15 protein-coding genes are annotated in these 19,270 nt (G+C 76.5%); 7 read left to right on the plus strand and 8 right to left on the minus strand.

Going from position 1 to position 19,270, the window contains the following annotated elements; all coding sequences use genetic code 11:
- Positions 1-36 precede the first annotated feature (36 nt).
- The 3 genes from G446_RS0101635 to mtrA are packed head-to-tail and all read right to left on the minus strand — an operon-like array spanning position 37 to position 4,423.
- Positions 37-1,875: an LpqB family beta-propeller domain-containing protein gene (locus G446_RS0101635; RefSeq protein ID WP_026408819.1), complete on the minus strand. Its 1,839-nt coding sequence runs from the start codon at positions 1,873-1,875 to the stop codon at positions 37-39.
- Positions 1,872-3,743 (minus strand): MtrAB system histidine kinase MtrB, encoded by a 1,872-nt coding sequence (gene mtrB / locus G446_RS15310; protein WP_273119092.1) that lies wholly within the window; start codon positions 3,741-3,743, stop codon positions 1,872-1,874. Before mtrB ends, G446_RS0101635 begins: the two co-directional genes overlap by 4 nt.
- Positions 3,740-4,423, minus strand: coding sequence for an MtrAB system response regulator MtrA (gene mtrA, locus G446_RS0101645; protein WP_026408820.1), 684 nt, complete (start codon positions 4,421-4,423; stop codon positions 3,740-3,742). Before mtrA ends, mtrB begins: the two co-directional genes overlap by 4 nt.
- Positions 4,424-4,582: 159 nt before the next feature.
- On the opposite strand from mtrA, the gene G446_RS15315 reads away from it, so the two are divergent.
- Genes G446_RS15315 through G446_RS0101670 form a run of 5 tightly spaced genes read left to right on the plus strand, consistent with a single transcriptional unit; the run spans position 4,583 to position 10,021 of the window.
- Positions 4,583-5,746, plus strand: coding sequence for a DUF7847 domain-containing protein (locus G446_RS15315; RefSeq protein ID WP_051285546.1), 1,164 nt, complete (start codon positions 4,583-4,585; stop codon positions 5,744-5,746).
- Between the two features lie 31 nt (positions 5,747-5,777).
- Positions 5,778-6,467, plus strand: coding sequence for a DUF4129 domain-containing protein (locus G446_RS15320; protein WP_211228216.1), 690 nt, complete (start codon positions 5,778-5,780; stop codon positions 6,465-6,467).
- A complete protein-coding gene (locus tag G446_RS0101660; protein WP_026408821.1) occupies positions 6,464-7,654 on the plus strand; it encodes a DUF4350 domain-containing protein in 1,191 nt (396 codons plus the stop codon). Before G446_RS15320 ends, G446_RS0101660 begins: the two co-directional genes overlap by 4 nt.
- Positions 7,651-8,691, plus strand: coding sequence for an AAA family ATPase (locus G446_RS0101665; RefSeq protein WP_026408822.1), 1,041 nt, complete (start codon positions 7,651-7,653; stop codon positions 8,689-8,691). Before G446_RS0101660 ends, G446_RS0101665 begins: the two co-directional genes overlap by 4 nt.
- Positions 8,692-8,728: 37 nt before the next feature.
- Positions 8,729-10,021 (plus strand): DUF58 domain-containing protein, encoded by a 1,293-nt coding sequence (locus G446_RS0101670; protein WP_026408823.1) that lies wholly within the window; start codon positions 8,729-8,731, stop codon positions 10,019-10,021.
- Between the two features lie 80 nt (positions 10,022-10,101).
- Here G446_RS0101670 and G446_RS0101675 read toward each other — a convergent pair whose 3' ends face one another.
- Positions 10,102-11,097: a stage II sporulation protein M gene (locus G446_RS0101675; RefSeq protein ID WP_026408824.1), complete on the minus strand. Its 996-nt coding sequence runs from the start codon at positions 11,095-11,097 to the stop codon at positions 10,102-10,104.
- 14 nt (positions 11,098-11,111) lie between these two features.
- On the opposite strand from G446_RS0101675, the gene G446_RS0101680 reads away from it, so the two are divergent.
- Entirely contained in the window at positions 11,112-11,969 is an 858-nt protein-coding gene (locus G446_RS0101680) for an RDD family protein (protein ID WP_026408825.1), read from the plus strand.
- Positions 11,970-12,016: 47 nt separating this feature from the next.
- On the opposite strand, the gene G446_RS0101685 is transcribed toward G446_RS0101680, so the two are convergent.
- A complete protein-coding gene (locus G446_RS0101685) occupies positions 12,017-12,460 on the minus strand; it encodes a DUF3499 domain-containing protein (RefSeq protein ID WP_026408826.1) in 444 nt (147 codons plus the stop codon).
- A 99-nt stretch (positions 12,461-12,559) separates the two neighbouring features.
- Between G446_RS0101685 and G446_RS15325 the strand changes: the two genes are divergently transcribed.
- The gene (locus G446_RS15325; protein ID WP_026408827.1) at positions 12,560-13,021 is read left to right on the plus strand and encodes a metallopeptidase family protein; all 462 of its coding nucleotides are present in this window, start codon (positions 12,560-12,562) and stop codon (positions 13,019-13,021) included.
- Between the two features lie 120 nt (positions 13,022-13,141).
- On the opposite strand, the gene G446_RS15330 is transcribed toward G446_RS15325, so the two are convergent.
- Genes G446_RS15330 through G446_RS0101705 form a run of 3 tightly spaced genes read right to left on the minus strand, consistent with a single transcriptional unit; the run spans position 13,142 to position 19,169 of the window.
- On the minus strand, positions 13,142-14,653 hold the full coding sequence (locus tag G446_RS15330; protein WP_245574543.1) for a DUF5719 family protein: 1,512 nt from the start codon (positions 14,651-14,653) through the stop codon (positions 13,142-13,144).
- On the minus strand, positions 14,650-18,918 hold the full coding sequence (locus tag G446_RS15335) for a glycosyltransferase family 2 protein (protein WP_026408828.1): 4,269 nt from the start codon (positions 18,916-18,918) through the stop codon (positions 14,650-14,652). The genes G446_RS15330 and G446_RS15335 overlap by 4 nt, the downstream gene beginning before the upstream one ends.
- Positions 18,915-19,169, minus strand: coding sequence for a WhiB family transcriptional regulator (locus tag G446_RS0101705; RefSeq protein ID WP_245574547.1), 255 nt, complete (start codon positions 19,167-19,169; stop codon positions 18,915-18,917). Before G446_RS0101705 ends, G446_RS15335 begins: the two co-directional genes overlap by 4 nt.
- Positions 19,170-19,270: the final 101 nt, after the last annotated feature.

The raw sequence follows: 19,270 nt of genomic DNA on the forward strand, positions 1-19,270 counted from the left end.
GGGCGCGGCGTCCGGACGGGCGGGCCCGGCCCGGGCTCAGGCCAGGCAGTAGCCGACGTCCTGAAGATCGGTGGCCGCCACCCGCCAGGTCCCGTCGTTGCGGTGCCAGATCTGGCCGGCGGAGTCGGTCAGCAGCACCAGCCCGTCCGTCCGGTTCGCGGTCAGCTCCACGGCGCCGGCCAGCCCGGGGATGGTCGCCGCCGTCCCCCCGACCTGGATCTGCTTGACGTCGGGCGCGCCGGCCCCGCCGTCGGCCAGGACCGCCACGGCCACCGGATCGGACCAGGCCAGCGCCCGCGTCCCCCCGGCCCCCGGGACGGTCAGGGGCGGTCCCAGGCGCTGCGGGAGTCCCCGGGCGTCGCGCACGATGACGGCCGCCTCGACCCGGTCCGCCGTCTCGCCGTCCACCAGCCGGCGCACGACCAGGCGCTCGGACTCGGCCGAGACGTCCAGGGCCAGGACCCGGCTGCCGACCAGCCACTCCGCCGCCAGATCGGCCCGCAGCCCCGCCCGGTTGAGCACGACGATCTCGCCGCGGGCCGCGGTCCACGTCCAGCCGTGGCGGTCGATGACGGGGGGCGTCATCCCGCCGCCGCTCTGGCCCGCGCCCGCCTGATCGCCGCCGTCGGCCTGGTCGCCATCGCCCGCCTGGTCGCCGCCGGCCTGGTCGCCGCCGGCCGTCTGACCCGCGGACTCGTCGTCGACGGAGTGGATGACGCTGGCCACGGACCTTCCCGGCGCCAGCAGGAGCATGCTGCGGCCGGCCAGGGCGACGATGGTGCCGTCGGCGCCCACGTCGGGCCACCGGGCGCTCGTCGTCCCCAGCGCCCGGGAGGTCGCCAGGGTCTCGCGGGCCGTGGACAGCCCCCGCACGACGTTGCCCCCGCTCATGCCTATGGCCTGTCCGGAGGCGCCGGGGGCGGCGTCCAGATCCGCGGCCCCGCCCAGGGCGGTGCCCGCGTCGGCGTCCCGCGGATCCTCCCCGTCGCCGAGCGCGCGCACGCTCACGGAGTGGATGCCGGCGACCTGGGTGAGGGTGCGCTCGATCTGGGCGACGAGCAGGGCCCGGCCGGTCGGGTCGAGCGCGGCGGCCTCGGAGCTGACGCTGACCGTGACGGCCCCGTCCGCCGGCAGGGGGGCGTCGAGGCCCCCGAGGAGCCGGAGCCCGGGCGGCACGAGGGTGTCCGCGCCCGGGGCGAGCCAGTCCGAGGGCCCCCCGAGCAGCAGGCGCATGAGCGCGGGCGCCGCGGTGCGCAGGGCGGCCCACCGCAGCTCGGGCACGGCCCGCTCGCGGTCCAGCGACAGGAAGTGCAGCAGGTAGGCGGAGAACTCCTGGCCGAAGACCGGCTCGGGCAGCAGGATGCCGTCGGGGAGCGCGGCGATGCGCCACTGCCCCGTGGAGTCGGCGGTCAGGGAGTAGGACACGGCGTGGTCCTCGTCGTCCCGGGGGGTGAGGATCCCGGCGCCGTCGAGGCTGCCGATGAGCCGGGTGCGCAGATCGACGGCGCCCTCCCCGGCCTGCTCGACGACGGGCGACTCGGAGCCGGTGTAGACCATCACGATCTCCTGGGGGCGCCAGGAGTCGGCGGCCGCCTTGGTCAGGAAGCTCCGGGCGGTGGCGAAGCCGTCGGAGTACCCGGCGGCGCAGGCGCGCAGGAAGCCCTCCACGATCTCCTTCGGGGAGGCGCCGACCTCGGGCCCGGCGGCGCTCTGCACGAGCGAGTCCCCCTCGGCCACGACGACGTCGGACTGCCTGACCTCGCCGTCGCGGGGCAGCCGGGCGCAGGCGCCCACCGCCCCCGCGCCGCCCAGGGCCGCGAGCAGAGCCGCGCGCCGGCTGATGAGGGGGGCCCGGGCCCCCGGCGCCCGGGTCATCGGCGGTGCCCCGGACGGGTCTGGACGTCCTCGGGGGTCTGGGCGGTGGACACGAAGCCGGGCCCGCGCACGGTGACGCGGCCGCGCTCGCCCTCGACCGCCTCGCGCACGGCCCCCGGGGGCGGGGCGGGGGCGTCGTCGCCCTCCTCGGGCGTGATGATCGTGCGCGGCTCCGTGGTCCGGCGCGAGGCGGGGGCGGGGGGCAGGTAGGTGGCCTTGACGGCGGGGACGACCCCGGCGGCCCGGAACCCCGCCTTGGCCAGCTCGGGGGCGTCCTCGGGGACAACGTCCAGGGGGCGCGGGCCCGTGAGCGCGCCGCGCTCGCCGTCGGCGCCCAGATGGCGCGGCAGGGTCAGCAGGAAGGAGGCGCCCTCGTCGGGCCAGCCCCACACCTCCAGCGTGCCCCCGTGGAGGACGGCATCCTCGGCGGAGATCGACAGGCCCAGGCCCGTGCCGCCCAGGGTGCGCTGGCGCGAGGGGGCGGCGCGGTAGAAGCGGTCGAAGACCTTGCTGGCGACCTCCGGGGTCATGCCCACGCCGTGGTCGCGCACCCGCACGGCGACGGCGCCCTCGTTGCCGGCCACGGTGATGTCGATGGGGGTGCCCTCGGCGTGCTCGAGGGCGTTGACCAGGACGTTGCGCACGATCCTCTCCACGCGCACGGTGTCCATCTGCGCCACGACGGGCTCGTCGGGGGCGTGGACGCGCACGTCCGCGCCCAGGCGGTCGATGTGGATCTGGTTGTCGGCGATGACGGCCTCGACCAGGGCGGTCAGGTCCTGCTCGGCCACCGACAGCCGGACCTTCCCGGAGTCGACGCGGGAGATGGCCAGCAGGTCGTCGAACAGGCGGCGGAAGCGGGTGACCTCCCGCAGGAGGATGTCCAGGGAGCGCAGGGCGAGCGGGTCGTCGATCTCGTCGCGGACCTCGTCGAGCCGCTCCGCGGCCAGGGTGATGGAGGTCAGCGGGGTGCGCAGCTCGTGGGAGACGTCGGAGACGAACAGCCGCTGCACGCTGGACAGGCGCTCCCAGTTCTCCAGCTGGCGCGCCAGGGAGCCGGCCATCTCGTTGAAGGAGCGCGACAGCGTGGCGATCTCGTCCTCGCCGGTGACCTTCAGGCGCTCGTCCAGGTGGCCCTCCGCCAGGCGCTGGGCCGCCAGGGAGGTGCGCCGCACGGGGATGAGGACGCCGACGGCCAGGGCCCACACGGTCAGGACCAGCATGAGGAGGAAGCCGATGGCGGCCAGGGCGATGGCGCGCGTGGTGAGATCGATCAGCTGCTGCTCGGGCTGGAGCGTGTAGACGAGGTAGAGGTCGTAGCCCCCGGCCGTCGGCACGCTGACGCGCGAGCCGACGATGATCCCGGGGACCTGCCCGCCGTCGGCGCCGGGGACGGTCACCGACTTCCAGTACTGGCGCCCCTCCTGGCCGCCGGCGACGGTGGCGGCCAGGTCGTCGCCGACGAGGCCGAGCAGCCCGGGGTCGGTGTACATGTTGTTGACCACGGGGGTGGAGGTCTCGTCGGAGGCGCGCAGGAAGACGACGCCGATGGCGCCCGATGCGGCCGAGATCTGCCCGAGCTTGGCGACCATGTTCTTGGTGGCGACCGCCACCTGGTCGGCCGTGGTGGTGTCCGCGTTGTCGAGCTCGGCCTGCGCCGCGGCGACCCGCTGGTGGGCGTCGCTGAGGATGGCCGCGCTGCGGTCCTCGAAGACGTCGTCGCGGATGAGATTGGATACGACGAGGGTGAGCAGGACGATGAGGACGATGCCGATGCTCAGGGTCAGCGCGACCATGCGCAGGCCGAGACTGCGCCTGAACAGTCCGAACGCGTCCCCCGGGTGAAGGCGCCGGGCGCCCGCGGTCACCTCGCGTCGCCGGCGCGGTAGCCGACGCCGCGCACGGTGACGACGATCGTCGGGTGCTCGGGATCGTGCTCGATCTTGGCGCGCAGCCGCTGCACGTGGACGTTGACCAGGCGGGTGTCGGCGGCGTGCTGATAGCCCCACACCTGCTCGAGGAGCTCATCGCGGGTGAAGACCTTCCAGGGGGTGCGCGCCAGGGTGACGAGCAGGTCGAACTCCAGGGGGGTCAGGGAGATGACCTGGCCGTCGCGGCGCACCTGGTGGCCCGAGACATCGATGTCCAGGTCGCCGGCGCGCACGTGCTCGGCGGCGTCGGCGTCCGCCACGCGCCGCAGGCGGGTGCGCACGCGCGCGAGCAGCTCCTTGCTCTTGAAGGGCTTGGTCACGTAGTCGTCGGCCCCCGCCTCCAGGCCCGCGACGACGTCCTGGGTGTCGGTGCGCGCGGTGAGCATGATGACCGGCACATCGGACTCGGCGCGGATGAGGCGGCACAGCTCGACGCCGTCGACACCGGGGAGCATGAGGTCGAGCAGGACGAGATCCGGCTCGACCTGGCGGAAGATGTCCATCGCCTTGGCGCCGTCTGCGCAGAACGAGGGCGTATGGCCCTCGGACTCGAGCATGATGCCGATCATCTCTGCCAGGGCGGTGTCGTCGTCAACGACGAGGATGCGGGTGCTCATGAGCACATCCTGGCACACAGATGATGCTAACACGCTTAGGTCGTCAGATCTTGACTCGGATCACGTCTCGAGACGGAAGGCCGATCGCGCCCCGGGCGCAGGACGTCTCCTCCTGCGGACGGATGCCCCCGGTGCGAATGCGTGCCAGCATTGATTCCCATGAACAACCACGACGACTCCGGCTGGCAGTCCCCGTCGGACGACTCCGCGGACCGGGAATCCCCCCGGCCTCAGGACGACGCCCCCCGGTTCGGCGCCTACGGCTCGCCCCCGCCCGGTCGGGACGACGCCGGCTATCCGGCGCCGCCGACGCCCGCCGGCGCGGACTGGGACGCGGCGGGCGGTTTCTTCCTCGCGCCCAAACCGGGCATCATCCCCCTGCGCCCGCTGAGCATCGGGGAGATCATCAGCGGGGCCTTCGAGTCCCTGCGCGCCAACCCCCGCGCCATGTTCCTGCCCTCGCTCATCGTCCTGACCGCCACCGGCGCGCTGTCGGCGGTGCTGAACTACTTCGGCGCCAGCCTCCTCCTCTCCCGCGTGGGCGCCCTCCTCAACAATTCCTCCGACGCCGGACCCTCCGAAATCCTGCCCGCATTCATAGGCTCATTCGCCTCCCAGATGGTGGGCGCCCTGCTCACCGCGCTGGCCACCACCATCCTCACCGGCCTGCTCATCGTGGCGGTCTCCCGCTCCGTCCTGGGCCGCATCGCCACCCCCGGCGAGGTCTGGGAGCGCACCAGGGGCCGCATTCTGCCCCTCATCGGACAGACCCTGCTCATCACCCTCATCACCATCGTCGCCGATATCATCATCCTGGTCATCGGCGTCGTCCTCATCGCCGTCATCGCCGCCTCCATCATGGGCTCGGACCCGGGGGCGGGCGCGATCATCGCGACCCTCCTGGTGGCCCTCGCCCTGATCGTCCTCGTCTTCATCGCCGCCGTCTTCCTCGTCGTGCGCCTGTCCCTGGCGCCGGCGGCGCTCATGCTGGAGAACACCGGCGTCATCGAGGGCATCGGGCGCTCCTGGGCGCTGACCCGCGGCTCCTTCTGGCGGGTCCTGGGAATCCTCGTGCTCGCCGGGCTCATCACCGGGCTCGTCACCGGGACGCTGTCCTTCGGCCTGGGCATGGTCTTCGGCGTCGTCTCCGTGGGCCTGCCCGCGGCGCAGCCCCTCGTCTCCGCCGTCACCGTGCTCCTGACCTCCGTCCTGTCCGCCCTCGTCCTGCCCTTCACCGCGGCCGTGACCGCCCTGACCTACATCGACCTGCGCATGCGCACCGAGGGCCTGGACGTCGAGCTGCGTCAGGCGGCGGGCGTGTGAGTCCGGCCCCGCCCGCCCGCCGGTGCCCGCCATGAGTCCGCTCCCGGCCCTGATCGCCGCCGCCGACGCGCCCGCCACCCCCGGCGCGCAGGAGGCCCGCGAAGCCGCCGAGGCCGAGCTCGCCAAGCCCGCCTACCACCCCGTCCCGAACCTGCTGGGCCGGCTGTGGAGGTGGCTGGTCGAGCACCTCGACCCGACGACCGCCATCCCGGGGATCCCGCCCCTGCTCTCCGGGCTCATCGTGCTCCTGGTGCTCGTGACCTGCGTCGTCCTGCTCGTCGTCCTGCTGCGCCGGTTCAGGCCGGTCGGCCGCTCCCGGCGCGCCGCCCGGCTCTTCGACGACGAGCGCGACGCGCGGGCCCTGGCCCGCGCGGCCGACGCCGCCGCCGAGCGCGGCGACTGGGACGCCGCCGTCGTCGAGCGCTTCCGGGCGATCATCCGCTCGCTGGACGAGCGCGGCCTCATCGAGGACTACCCCGGCATGACGGCCCACGAGGCGGCCGCCCTCGCCTCGTCGGCCCTGGGGGCCCTGGGCGGGGAACTGACGCGGGCGGCCGTGCTCTTCGACGCGGTGCGCTACGGGGAGGTCGTCTCCACCGCGGAGCAGGACGCGTGGATGCGCGACCTGGCCCGGCGCGTGGACGCCGCGCGGATCGACCGGGCCGGGGCCGCCGGGGCGCACAGCGCGGACGCGGCCGCGCCCGCGGGGAGGCGGGCGTGAGCGCCCCGGCACGGGAAGAGCGCCCCTCCCGCCCGGAGGGGGCCGGGACCGGCTCCCAGGTCGTCGGCGAGCCGATCGGCGCGCGCCTGAGGCGCTGGCGCCCGTTCCTCATCGTCACCGCCGCCCTCGCCGTCGTCGCGCTCGCCACCAGCCTCATGCAGCCGACGACCTCGAAGATCCCCTACGCGATCGACAACCCGAAGGGCAACGGGACGCAGGCCCTGGCCCAGCTCCTGCGCGACGAGGGCCTGCGCGTGAGGAGCGCCGACTCGGTGTCCGAGGCCGCCGCCGCGGGCCCGGGCACCACCGTGGCGGTGGTCAACATCGGCCTGCTGACCGACGACCAGCGCGCCGCCCTGGCCCGCTCGGGCGCCGACATCACCGTCGTCGGCGCGCTCTACCAGAACTTCGACGGCCTGACCGCCGGGATGGTCCCGCAGGGCGCCTCCGCCACCGGCGTCCTGGCCCCGCACTGCCGGGACGACGACGCCGTGGCCGCCGAGGCGCTCGCCGGCTCCCGGGGCTCGGTGTCCGTCGACGAGGATGCGGGCGCCGCCGGCTGCTTCCCCGTGGGCGAGGACCGGTTCGCCTACGCCACGGCCCGCCTGCCGGGAGGGGGGAGGCTGCGGGTCATCGCCGACGCCGACCTGGTGGCCAACGGCGCCCTGGCCCGCTCCGGCCACGCCGCCCTGGCGATCCGCGCGCTCGGCCACCACGAGCAGCTCCTGTGGTTCGACGCCTCCCAGTCGGGCCCGCCCTCCGTGTGGGACACCCCCTCCCTGCCGCCGTGGATGCCGCCGCTCATGCTCCAGCTCGGCCTCGCGGTCCTCGTGGCCGCCCTCGCGCTCGGGCGGCGCTTCGGACGGTTCGCGCGCGAGGACCTGCCCGTGCTCGTGCGCGCCACGGAGACGACCCGCGGACGCGGGCGCATGTACCGGCGCGCCGCCGACCGCCGCCGGGCCGCCCAGGCGCTGCGCGCGGGCACCGCCCTGCGGCTGGGCCGCAGGCTCGGCGTGCCCGCCTCCGCCGAGCCGGGCGACCTCGTCGAGGTGGTGGCCCGCGCCGCGGGCCTGCCGGACCGGGTCGTCGCCGGCCTCCTGCACGGCCCCACTCCCCCCACCGACAGGTCCCTCGCGGACCTGGCCGCCCAGCTCGACCGACTCGAGAGCGAGGTCTCCTCACCATGAGCACCCATGACCACCAGTTCGGCGCCGCCCCGGCCCGCTCCGACGGGGAATCGGGCCCGCGCCCGCCGGCCGGCCGCGGCGACCGCTCGGCCGACCCGCGCGCGCGCCTCGTCGCCGTGCGCACCGAGGTCGGCCGGGCCGTCGTCGGGCAGGACGCGGCGGTGACCGGCCTGGTCATCGCGATCCTCGCCGGCGGGCACGTCCTGCTCGAGGGCGTGCCGGGCGTGGCCAAGACGCTGCTCGTGCGCTCCCTGGCCGCCTGCCTGGACGTGGGGACCAAGCGGGTCCAGTTCACCCCCGACCTCATGCCCGGGGACGTGACCGGCTCGCTCGTCTACGACGCGCGCAGCGCCGAGTTCTCCTTCCGGCCGGGACCGGTGTTCACCAACCTCCTGCTGGCCGACGAGATCAACCGCACGCCCCCCAAGACCCAGGCGGCGCTGCTGGAGGCGATGGAGGAGCGCCAGGTCTCCGTCGACGGCGAGCCCCGCCCGCTGCCCGACCCCTTCATGGTCATCGCCACGCAGAACCCCGTCGAGTACGAGGGCACCTACCCGCTGCCCGAGGCCCAGCTCGACCGCTTCCTGCTCAAGCTGGTCCTGCCCCTGCCCGAGAGGGGCCAGGAGATCGAGATCCTGTCCCGCCACGCGGGGGGCTTCGACCCGCGCGACCTCGTCGGCGCCGGGCTGAGCGCCGTCGCCTCCCCCCGGGACCTGGCGGCCGCCCGCGAGCAGGTGCGCACCATCGGGGCCTCCCCCGAGGTCCTGGCCTACATCGTCGACCTGGTGCGGGCCACCCGCTCCTCCCCGTCCGTGTCCCTGGGGGTCTCCCCCCGCGGCGCCACCGCGCTGCTGGCCACCGCCCGCGCCTGGGCCTGGCTGTCCGGGCGCTCCTTCATCACGCCCGACGACGTCAAGGCCCTGGCCCTGCCGACGCTGCGCCACCGCATCGGGCTGCGGGCCGAGGCGGAGCTGGAGGGCGTGACCACCGAGTCGGTCATCACGGGCGTCCTGCGCTCCGTGGCGGTGCCCCGCTGAGCGCGCGCCCGCCCATGCGCGGGGAGAGGAGGAGAGCGTGTACCTGACGCTGCGCAGCGTGTGGGCGATGGCGCTCGGCGCCGTCGCCGTCATCGCCTTCCCGCGCCCGCTGTCGGCGGTGGTGTGGACCGCGGGGGTGGCCCTGGCGGTCCTCGTCGACGTCGTCGCCGCGCCCTCGCCGCGCGCCATGCGGGCCGAGCGGGAGGCGCCCCGCGCCATCCGCCTGGGCGAGTCGGCCACGGCGACGCTCACCATCGGCAACGGGGGCCGGCGCCCGGCCCTCCTGCAGGTGCGCGACGCCTGGCCGCCGTCGGCCGGGGCCGACGCCGCCCGCCCGACCATGGCGGTGCCCGCCGGCGAGCGCCGTCGCATCCGCACCGTGCTGACCCCGACCCGCCGCGGCGACCGCCGCGCCGACCTGGTCACCATCCGCGTGCGCGGGCCCCTGGGCCTGGCCGGGCGGCAGGCCTCCCTGCGGGTGCCGGCGCGCGTGCGGGTGCTGCCGGCCTTCGCCTCGCGGCGCCACCTGCCCAGCCGCCTGGCGCGCCTGCGGGAGATGGACGGGCGCAGCGCCGTCAATGTGCGCGGGGCCGGCACCGAATTCGACTCCCTGCGCGAGTACGTGGTGGGCGACGACGTGCGCTCCATCGACTGGCGCTCGTCGGCCCGGCGCGGCGAGGTCCTCGTGCGCACCTGGCGCCCGGAGCGGGACCGGCGCGTCCTCGTCCTCATCGACACCGGGCGCCTGGCGGCCGCCCGCCTGGGCGACGAGCCGCGCCTGGACGCCCAGATCGAGGCCTGCCTGCTGCTGAGCGCCCTGGCCTCCCGGGCGGGCGACCGCATCGACGTCGTGGCCCTGGACGAGCGCGTGCGCGCCCAGGTGCGCGGGCGGTCCGGCCCGGCGCTCATGAGCGCCCTGGCCGACGCGCTGGCGCCCGTGGACGCCGCCCTGACCGAGACGAACTGGGCGCTGATGACCGACACCGTGCGCTCCGCCCTGTCCCAGCGCGCCCTCGTCGTCGTCCTCAGCGCGCTCGACGGCGCCGGCGCGGACGCGGGCATGCTCCGCGCCCTGGGGGCCATGGCGCGCGACCACGCGGTGGTCCTGGCCTCCGCGACCGACCCCGGGCTGGAGGAGCTGCGACGGCGGCGCTCGGACGCGGAGGCCGTGTACACGGCCGCGGCGGCCGAGCGCGACCTGGTCGAGCTCGACGCGGTGCGCGCGCGCCTGCGCCGCGGCGGCGTCGAGGTCGTGCGCGCCGAGCCGGGCGACCTGGCGCCGCGGCTGGCGGACGCCTACCTGATGCTCAAGGCCGCGGGAAGGCTGTGATGCGGGCGGGCGGGCGCGTCGTCGGCGGGCCCGGTGCGCACGCCGCCGGCCCGGACCGCGGCCCCCGCACCGGGGCCGGCTCAGGCCGCCACGGCCTCGCTGAGACCGGCGTCCTCCTCCGCCAGGTCGCCGGTCCGGCCCGACGCGGCGGCGCGGCGCCCCAGGACGAGGGTGTAGGCCCACAGGAGCGCGAGCGCGAGCGCGCCGGCGGTGATCTTGGCGGGCCAGGGCACGGGCGCGGGCGTGACGAAGGCCTCGATGAGGCCGGCGACGGCGAGCGCCGCGGTCAGGCCCACGGCCACGGTGATGAGGGAGCGCCCCTCGGCCGCCAGGGCGGTCGCGCGCGGGCGCGGGCCGGGCGCGAGCATGGTCCAGAACAGGCGCAGACCGGCGGCGCCGGCGATGAAGATGCAGGTGAGCTCGAGCAGCCCGTGGGGCGAGATGAGCGCCAGGAAGAGCCCGAACAGGCCGTGGTCGGCCATGACGGCGCCCGCCTGGCCCAGGGCGACGGCGTTGGCGTAGAGCATGTAGGCGGGCAGGAGGCCGGTGATGCCGCCGGCCACGCACACGGCGGCGATGCGGGCGTTGTTGGTCCACACCATGGCGGCGAAGTCGGGGGCCCTGTAGGCGGAGTAGTAGGACTCGAACTGCTCGTGGGCGTAGCCGCTCAGCTCGCTGGGGCTGCCCAGGGCGGACATCGCCTCCGGGCTGCGCAGGGTCCACACCCCGACGATCACGGCGATGGCCAGTTCGACGACGGTCACGCCGAGGGTCCACCAGCGCAGGCGGTACAGCGCGGCCGGCACGCTCTCCAGCACGTAGCGGCGCGCGTCGTTCGGGGTCACCTCGCGGGTGCCCGTCACGCGGCCGCGGGCGGCGGCAACGCGGGTCGACATCAGTGCGATCAGCTGCGGCTCGGGGGCGCTGGTGCGGATGCGCGACAGGTCCCTGGCCGCCGACCGGTACAGGCCGACGAGCTCATCGACCTCGGCGCCGGTGAGCCGGCGGCGGGAGACCAGATGGTCCAACCGCTCCCACTGATCCCGGTGGGCGGCGGAGAAGGCATCGATATCCACGGCAGGAGTGTTTCATGACCGATATGACGGACGCCTCGTCCGAGCGAATGATGACGCCCGAGCTCATGATCACCGGGGAGGCCGTCGCCCTGGAGATCATTCCCGCGTCGGTGGGCCTGCGCCTGCTGTCGGGCCTCATCGACTACGGCCTGTACGCGGCGGGCGCGGTCCTGACCCTCGCCACCTGGTCCGCCGCCCAGGCGCACCTGTACCCGGGCATGTCGTTCGCGGCCGCCATCGCCCAGGTCTCCGTGCTGGCCCTGACCTGGATGGTGGTGATCCCGCTCACGGTCGAGGTCCTCTCGCGCGGCAGCAGCGCCGGCCGGCTCGTCACCGGCTGCCGGGTGGTGCGCGACGACGGCGGCGCCATCCGGCTGCGGCACAGCCTCGTGCGGGCGCTGGCCGCCGTGATCGAGGTGTGGCTCGTCCAGGGGATACCCGCCGTGTGCTCCTGCATCGTCACCAAGCGCGGCAAGCGCCTGGGGGACCTGCTGGCGGGCACCTACGTCATCAACGAGCGCTCGGGGGCGATGAGCGCCCCGCCCCTCATCATGCCGCCCGAGCTCGCCGGCTGGGCCGCGCAGACGGACATCCGCCCCCTCCCGGGGAACCTGGCGCTGGCGGGCCGGACCTTCCTCCAGCGCACCGCGACCCTCCAGCCGGCCGCCCGCGCGCGCCTGGGGGCGGGCCTGGCGGCGTGGATCCTGCCGTTCGTGGCGCCCCCGCCGCCCGCGGGCACGCACCCCGAGCGCTTCCTGGCGGCCGTGCTGTGCGAGCGCCGGGACCGGGAGCTGGCCATGAACCTGCACGACCGGGCCGTGGAGGAACGCGACGTCCTGCGTCTGGAGCGCCTGCCCTACGGGGTGGCCTAGCCGGGCCCGGGGCGGCCCGGCCCGGGCCGCGGCGGAGGGGCGGGGCGTCAGTCCTCCTTCTCGCCGCGCAGCACCCGCAGGTGGCCCCGACGCGCGATCTCGCCGTCGCCCAGCCCCGTGAGGTGGTCGGGCAGCGTGGCGGGGTCGTGGGTGACGGGGGCGGGGATGATCCCGCCGGGGCGCCCGGAGCGCTCGGCCGGGCGGGGCTTGGGGCGCGAGCTGCGCGAGGCGTCGCGCACGGCGTCGGCCAGGGCCAGGAGATCGTCCTCGCTGGGCCGGGCGGGCTCGAAGGACGTGGCCAGGCGGATCACCTGCCAGCCGCGCGGGGCGGTGAAGGACTCCACGTGCTTGGAGCACAGGTCGTAGGCCTCGGGCTGGCGCTCCGTGGCCAGGGGCCCGATGACGATCGTGGAGTCCGCGTACACGCTGGTCAGGGTGGCGACGGCGGGGTTCTCGCAGCCGGGCCTGCGGCAGCTTCTGACGCTTCTCACCAGGGCAGGCTACCGCGCGCGGGCCCGCTGCGGGAATTCCCCTCCCGCGCAATCCGCACGACGTCGTCGGCCGGACGGCGCGGTACGTATGGTGGTGCGGTGACCTCTTCGACGCAACCCGGCCCGCCCCAGCGCCTCCCCGTGCCCGCGCCGACTCCCGCGCGCCGGCGCGACCGTCACGGCCGCGGGCTGCGGGGGCCGCTGCTGCCGCCGATCCTGCCCGCCTGGCGCACGCGGGCGGAGCGATTCGACGAGCTCGTCACCTCGGCGGCCGACGACCTGGCCCGCGACTGGCCGCAGATCGCGCGCATCCAGTTCGCGGTCGAGGAGGTGCCGCCCTCGGACCCCGCCCCCTGGGAGCGCGGGGCGGTCCTGGGCCGGGGCTTCGCCGCCGAGCCGCGGGCGGGCCTGCCGGCCCGGGTGGTCGTCTACCGCCGGCCGGTGACCTCGCGGGCGGCCGACGAGGGGGAGCTGGCCGATCTGGTGCGCCGCGTCGTCGTCGAGCAGGTGGCCCTCATGCTGGGGCGCCGCCCCGAGGAGATCGACCCGGACATCCCCTGACCTTCACGGAACCGGCGGAAACGACGCGCGAGATCACCGGGCAACCCGCGGGAACGTCCGCCAGGGACACGTCCTCGCGGGTCGGCGGCGTCCCCGCTGCGGCGGGGCGGGGCCCCGCCATCAGCGCGGGAGCAGGGACAGGGCGTCGGCGACGGCGGCGTCGGACACGGGCGGCACGACGGCGATGAGCGTGCCGGGCACATCGCCGCCGACCTCGGCGGTCACCACCGCGGCGGCCGCCACCGACGCGCCCTCCGCTCCGCGGAGGGTGAGGGCCGACACCCCCGCCGGCAGCTCCGGGGCCACGGTGCTCCCGGCCGGAACGCCCACCTCCTGGCTCCACGAGCCGTCGGCGGCGGCGATGGCGATGGCGGCCGCGGCCGCGCCGGAGTTGGAGATGGTCAGTGTGCTCGTCATGCCCCCCGCCGGCAGGGTCAGCGCCCCGGAGACGGTCGCCTGCGAGTCCTGCGCCTGGATCCAGCCGACGTCGTGGACCAGCGCCCCCGAGCGCGCCGGATACTCCCCGCCGCTGCGCACCAGCCGCACGGCCGCCCCGACCGCCCGGTCCGAGGTCACGTGCACCCCGTAGGATCCGGGGCTCACCCCGGCCAGGCTGATGTCGAAGACGGCGCCGGGATCGACGACGACGCCCGAGGCGCCGGCCAACTGCGACTCCCCCTCGGGCCCGAGCATCGACAGGGACACGGTCGCCGCCTGATCGCCCGGGTTGACGATGCGCACGGCGGGGACGTCGGAGGACACGGCGCCGGCCGCATCGGCGCTCTGCCCCTGTTTGGCGGGGTCGACGAGCACGACGCCGGGCACGGTCAGGTCCGTGCCGGGGGCCGCCCCCGCGGTCAGGACCTCCGCGCCGGCCGGGGTCTCGCCGTCGAGGGACTCGGTGGCCAGGGCCGGGATGAGGGTGCCGCCCTCGGAGGTCACCGACAGGGCCAGGCGCGGGTCCGCGGCGGCGCTCTCCAGCAGGACGCCGACGGTCTGCCCCGCGGGCACCGCCACGATCCCCCCGGAGGGCAGCGAGATGGGGCCGGTCGAGCCGTACAGGGCGACCGTCGCCGTGACGGTGGTGGCGCCGGGGTTGGTCAGGCGCAGCTCGGCCGAGGAGCCGACGGCGCTCGACCCGCCCACGATCCACGACACTGCGCCGTCGGGGGCGCAGGGCGCGGCCGTCAGGCCCCGCAGGTCCCCGGCCTCGGTCAGCGTGGTCACCAGCCCGGTCGCGCTCGCGGAGATCGCCGATCCCGGGTGCACGGTGAGGATGCCGCCCTCGGCGCTGTCGATGCGCAGCGGCGTCGAGGGGTCGAGCTCCCGGCCGCCGTAGAGGGCCGACCGGGCGTCGCCGAGGAGGGTGATGGAGGTGGTGGCCGCGGCGGGTCGCAGATCGACGGCGCCCAGGGTGTTGGCGGGCGCGGCCGGGCAGGCGTAGACCGTGTCGGCCGCGGGGGCGGGCACCTGGAGGGCCCGGACCAGGGGCTCGGGGGCGGCCGGGACCCGCTCGCCCCACCAGGTCAGGGCGGCGGCGCCGGACACGAGGAGGACGCCGGCCATCAGGGCGGCGACGCGCGCGAGCATCGGCCTTCCGGGGCCCCGGGTTCGACGGCGGCGGGTGCTCATGCGACGCTCCTCCTGCCCCTGAGCGGCAGGGCCCACAGGATGGTCAGGGCCCAGACGATCCAGATGACCCGGGTCATGGCGGTGGCCGGTGCGGACCGGTGCTCGATGACGAGTTCGCCGCCCGCCCCCGCGGGGACGGCGAAGGCCTGCCGCCAGGCGCCGTCGGGCGGCGCGGCGGCGCTCAGGGGCGCGCCGTCCAGGGTGGCCCGCCAGCCCGGGTCGGCGCGCTCGGCCAGGACGAGGGTGCGCGGGGCGTCGGCGGTCTCGATGGTCGTGCTCACCCTCCCGGCGCCGGAGGGCACGGCCGTCACCGCGCCGTCGGCGGACACGAGGGTGAGGCGGGCGACGTCCCCCGGCTGGGAGGGGCCGACCCGCCAGGAGGTTCCGACGACGGTCTGGGCCAGGGGCTCCAGGCCCGGGGTCGCGTCCAGCCCGGCGCGGGCCGAGGCGGCCTTCTCCCCGGCGCGGTCGGTGAGCAGGACGACGGCGATGCCGTGGGCGGCCAGGTCGGTGGCGACGCGCTCGTCCTGGCCCGTCACGGCGCGGGCGACGACGTCGGCGAGGTCGGCGTCGGCCGCGTCGCCCAGGTCGATCGCGGCGTCCGTCCCGTCCCGGGCGGCGGACCCGCCGCGCAGGCGGGCGTCGGACCAGCCGGTGGTGCGGTCGGCCAGCTGGGCGAACAGGACGTCGGGGGTGACGTCGGTCAGCTGCGTGCCCCTTCCGCGCCACAGGCGCAGGGCCACCCCCTCCGACGTGGGGGTCAGGACCAGGACCCGGCCGGCGGTCGGCGCGCGCTCCAGCTCGCCGGCGATGACGGGCACCTGCTGGGAGGCCGGGCGCAGCGCCATGACGAGGGCCCCGGCGCCCTCGCCCGTGGAGCCGGCGGCGGCCGCGGCCCAGGTCCCGCCCACCAGGACGGGCACGAGGACGGCGACGAGGCCGACGCCGACCGTGCTCAGGTGGCGCCAGCCGAAGGAGTAGCGCACGAGGCCGACCCGGACGGCGTCCCCAGCGGTCAGGGCCGAGGCGAGCATGCCGGCCAGGGCGAGGCTGATGCCGGTGCCGGCCCAGCCGGTCGCGAGCCGGACGCCGGTGCCGTCGAGGGCGGTCCCCAGGCCGGTCACGTGGCGCGCGGCCAGGAGCGCCAGGGCGAGGCCGCCCAGGGCCAGGAGGGCGCCGGTGCGGGCCCGCCGTCCGCGCCGCCCGCGCGTGAGGAGGCCGGCCGCGGCGAGGACGGGGACGACGGCGAGCCCGATGAGGACGGCGAGGCGGGGCGCCCGGGCCAGGGCGGTGCCGGCCAGGAGCGCCTCCAGGCTCACGGGCAGGCCCAGGAGCGTCTCGACGCCGCTGGGGCGGCCGGGCGCGGCCACGGGAAGCCCGGGGTCGGTCAGGAGGTAGCGCAGGCCCCCGTGCCAGGACCCGGTGGCGGTGATGAGCCTCCAGGCGCGCCAGCAGGCGGGCGCGGCGGTGACCGCCACGGGCACCAGCGTGAGCATGAGCCGGGCCCGCGAACCGCGCGCCGCCAGGAGCACCAGCACGAGGACCGGGACGATGACCAGGGCGCTGGAGGGCGCCGCGGCGACGACGACGCCGAACAGGAGGCCCGCGAGGGCCGCCGCCGTCGGCGAGCCGGGGCCGCAGCGCTCGGCGGCCGCGGCGCGGGCGGCCGCGCCGCGGGAGGTGCGGGCGGAGATGCGCAGCTCGCGATCGTCGTCGGCGGGGCCGTCCGCGGACCTCGTCGCGGCCTCCTCGTCCGGGGTCTCCTCCGCCGTATCGTCCGAGTCCTCCTCGGCGGCCTCCTCCGGGGGGGCCGGATCCGGCTCCTCGGGCGCGGGGACGACGGCGGCGTCGGAGGCGGTGCGGGCCGGGTCCGCGGCGGTCTCCAAGGGGTCGGCCCCGGTCCGCTCGGCCCCGTCCTCGGAGCGGTCGGTCCCGCCCGCGACGTCCGGCGAAGCGGCCGAGCCGGTCGGAGTTCCGGCGCCGGCTGGATCCCCGGCGGCCCCGGCGCCGGCCTCCCCCTCGGCATCGGGGGCGCCGGCGGTGTCGATCCGCTCGGTGTCGGCGTCGGCCCGGGACCCGGTAACGGGGGCGCCGGTCACGCCCCCGGCGCCGGCTGCGGCGTCGGCGCCGGCCTCGTCGTCGACGGCCTCGGCCCATGCCCCGGCCTCGTCGTCGGGCCCCGCGACCGGCGTCGGATCCGACGTCCGCTCCGCGTCCGCCGCACCGGCTGCATCCGCCGCGTCCGCCGTCTCCTCCTCATCCGGCCGCCCCAGGGTGTCGAGGCGCTCGGAGGTGAGGAGATCGGCCTCGTCCCGCTGCTCCCGGGTCAGGTGCCGGGCGCCGACGAGGCCGGAGAGCACGGTATCGCGCCGGTCGACCCCGACGGCGCGGGCGAGGGCGGTCAGCGCCCAGGGCAGGGTGAGATGGACCAGGACCGGGGCCAGGCGCCCCTGCCCGAGGGCGAGCAGGAGGGCCGGCGCACCGGCCCACACCAGGGCCGCCCAGGCGCGCAGCGTGGTGCGCCGGGTGACGGTGCCGGCGGCGTACCAGGCTCCCACGGCGGCCAGGGGCACGGCCAGGATCACGAGCAGGTGGACGAGCGCGCCCCCGTCCAGGCCCGCGAGCGAGCCGAAGGCGAGGGGCGGCGCCAGGAGGGCGAGGAGGGGGTTGAGCGTCCCGGGGTACCCGTCGCCGGAGCCGCTCCAGGTGCTCCAGGCCGCCTCCCACAACTGCCGCCAGGTGAGGTCGAGCAGGGGCAGCGCCCCGCCCGTCACGGCGCGGGCGACCAGGATCCCGGAGGTGCCGACCAGGCCGATGGCCGCGGCGATCGCGACCGACGCCGCCAGCATCCGGCGGCGCCGGCGGGTCAGGACCGCCAGCTCTCGCAGCTCGAGCTCGGAGGGGGCGGCGGCGCGGGCGGTCCGTTCGCGCTCCTGGCGGGCGCGATCGCGCCGGCCCGCGCGGATCTCGGAGGCGGGCACGTACAGCTCGGCCACGACGGAGCGGGGCACGGTGGCCAGCTCGTCGAGACGGCGCCGCTCGGCCCGCAGGCGCCGATCGGCCCCGGACACGGCCCCGGCCGCGGCGAGCTCGTCGCGCGCCAGGCCCGGGGCCTTGGACAGCAGCCGCCACGCGGCGCGGACGAGCCCCAGAATGAGGATCCAGGGCAGCAGGAGCGCCAGGGGCCGGGGGGAGAGGGTCGCCCAGGACCGCAGCTGGGCCGTCCGGCGCGCCCGGAAGGAGCGCTCGGCGTCGGGCTCGGGCTCGCCGACGACGGGCTCGCGCCGCTCCCCGTCCCCGTCGGCCGAGCGCGGCGCGGCGGTGCGGAAGCGGGGCCGCAGGCCGAGGTAGGAGGCGCGCCGGTGGCGGATTCGGGCGCGGGGCACGACGACGACGCGGTGACCGGCCAGGCGCAGGGCGCGGGAGATCGCCAGGCCGTCGCCGAAGGGGCCGATGTCGTCGCTCAGGGCGTCCAGGGCGGACCAGGCGGAGCGGCGGATGAGGGCCCCGGCGGTGCCCACGGCGAGGACGTCGCTGCGGGAGTCGTACTGGCCCTGGTCGATCTCGCCCTCGACAATGTCGTTGGTGCGGCGCGCGGAGGCGGTGACGCGCAGGCCGACCTCGAGGAGCTCCTCGGGACGCTCCCAGTCGACCTGCTTGGGCCCGGCCATGGCGACGGTGCGGGTGTTGGCCACGACCGCCCGCAGCTCGGCCAGGCAGGTGGGCTCGGGAGCGGAGTCGTCGTGGAGGAGCCATATCCACGAGCCGGGGGTGGGGCCGTCGGCCCGGCCGTCCGACTGGGCGAGGGCCTCGGCCCGGGTGATGGGCGAGCGCGCGCCCCGCGGCGGGGTCCTGGGCCCCTTCTGGTCGGGGCGCTCGCCGCTGTCCCTCATCGAGCCGCCGATGGAGCGGGGCCCGCGGGCGCGGCGGCGCTCGCCGGCGGCGACCAGCTCGGCGTAGCGGCTCAGCCCCTGCCGCACGGCGGCGAGGAAGGTGGTGGCCTCGGGGGTGCGCACGACCCGCACATCGGCGACGTCGTCGAGCCCGGAGTCGGCGACGGCGTCCTCGACGGGGGTGCCGTCGCCCAGGCCGTTGGCGCGCGAGGCGGCGTCGATGAGAAGAACGACCTCAGGCGGCCGGGTCTGGGCCGCGACGGCCCGCAGCGTCCGGTCCAGATACGGGGTGACCCCGCAGGAGACGACGACCGCGAAGGTCTGCAGTCCGAGTGCTGAGGTGTGGGCGGCAGAGTGGGCCGCCGACGTCATACGGCACGCCGCTTGAGCTTGCGACGCTCGCGCTCGGACAGGCCGCCCCAGATGCCGAAGCGCTCGTCATTGGCCAGGGCGTACTGGAGGCACTCCTCGCGCACCTCGCAGGTGGCGCACACGCGCTTGGCCTCGCGCGTCGAGCCGCCCTTCTCGGGGAAGAAGGCCTCCGGATCGGTTTGGGCGCACAACGCCCGCTCCTGCCAAGCGAGGGGACCCTCGTCGAGGTCGTCGGCGCCGAAGAGGAGGATGACCGCCTCGTCATCGGCCTCATCGGTCCGCTTCAGCGGACCCTCACCGAGGATGTTCCACACGATCGCGTCCCTTCGTCGTCCATCGTCCAGCTCACAGG

The organism is Actinomyces dentalis DSM 19115 (assembly GCF_000429225.1).
GTDB lineage: Bacteria > Actinomycetota > Actinomycetes > Actinomycetales > Actinomycetaceae > Actinomyces > Actinomyces dentalis.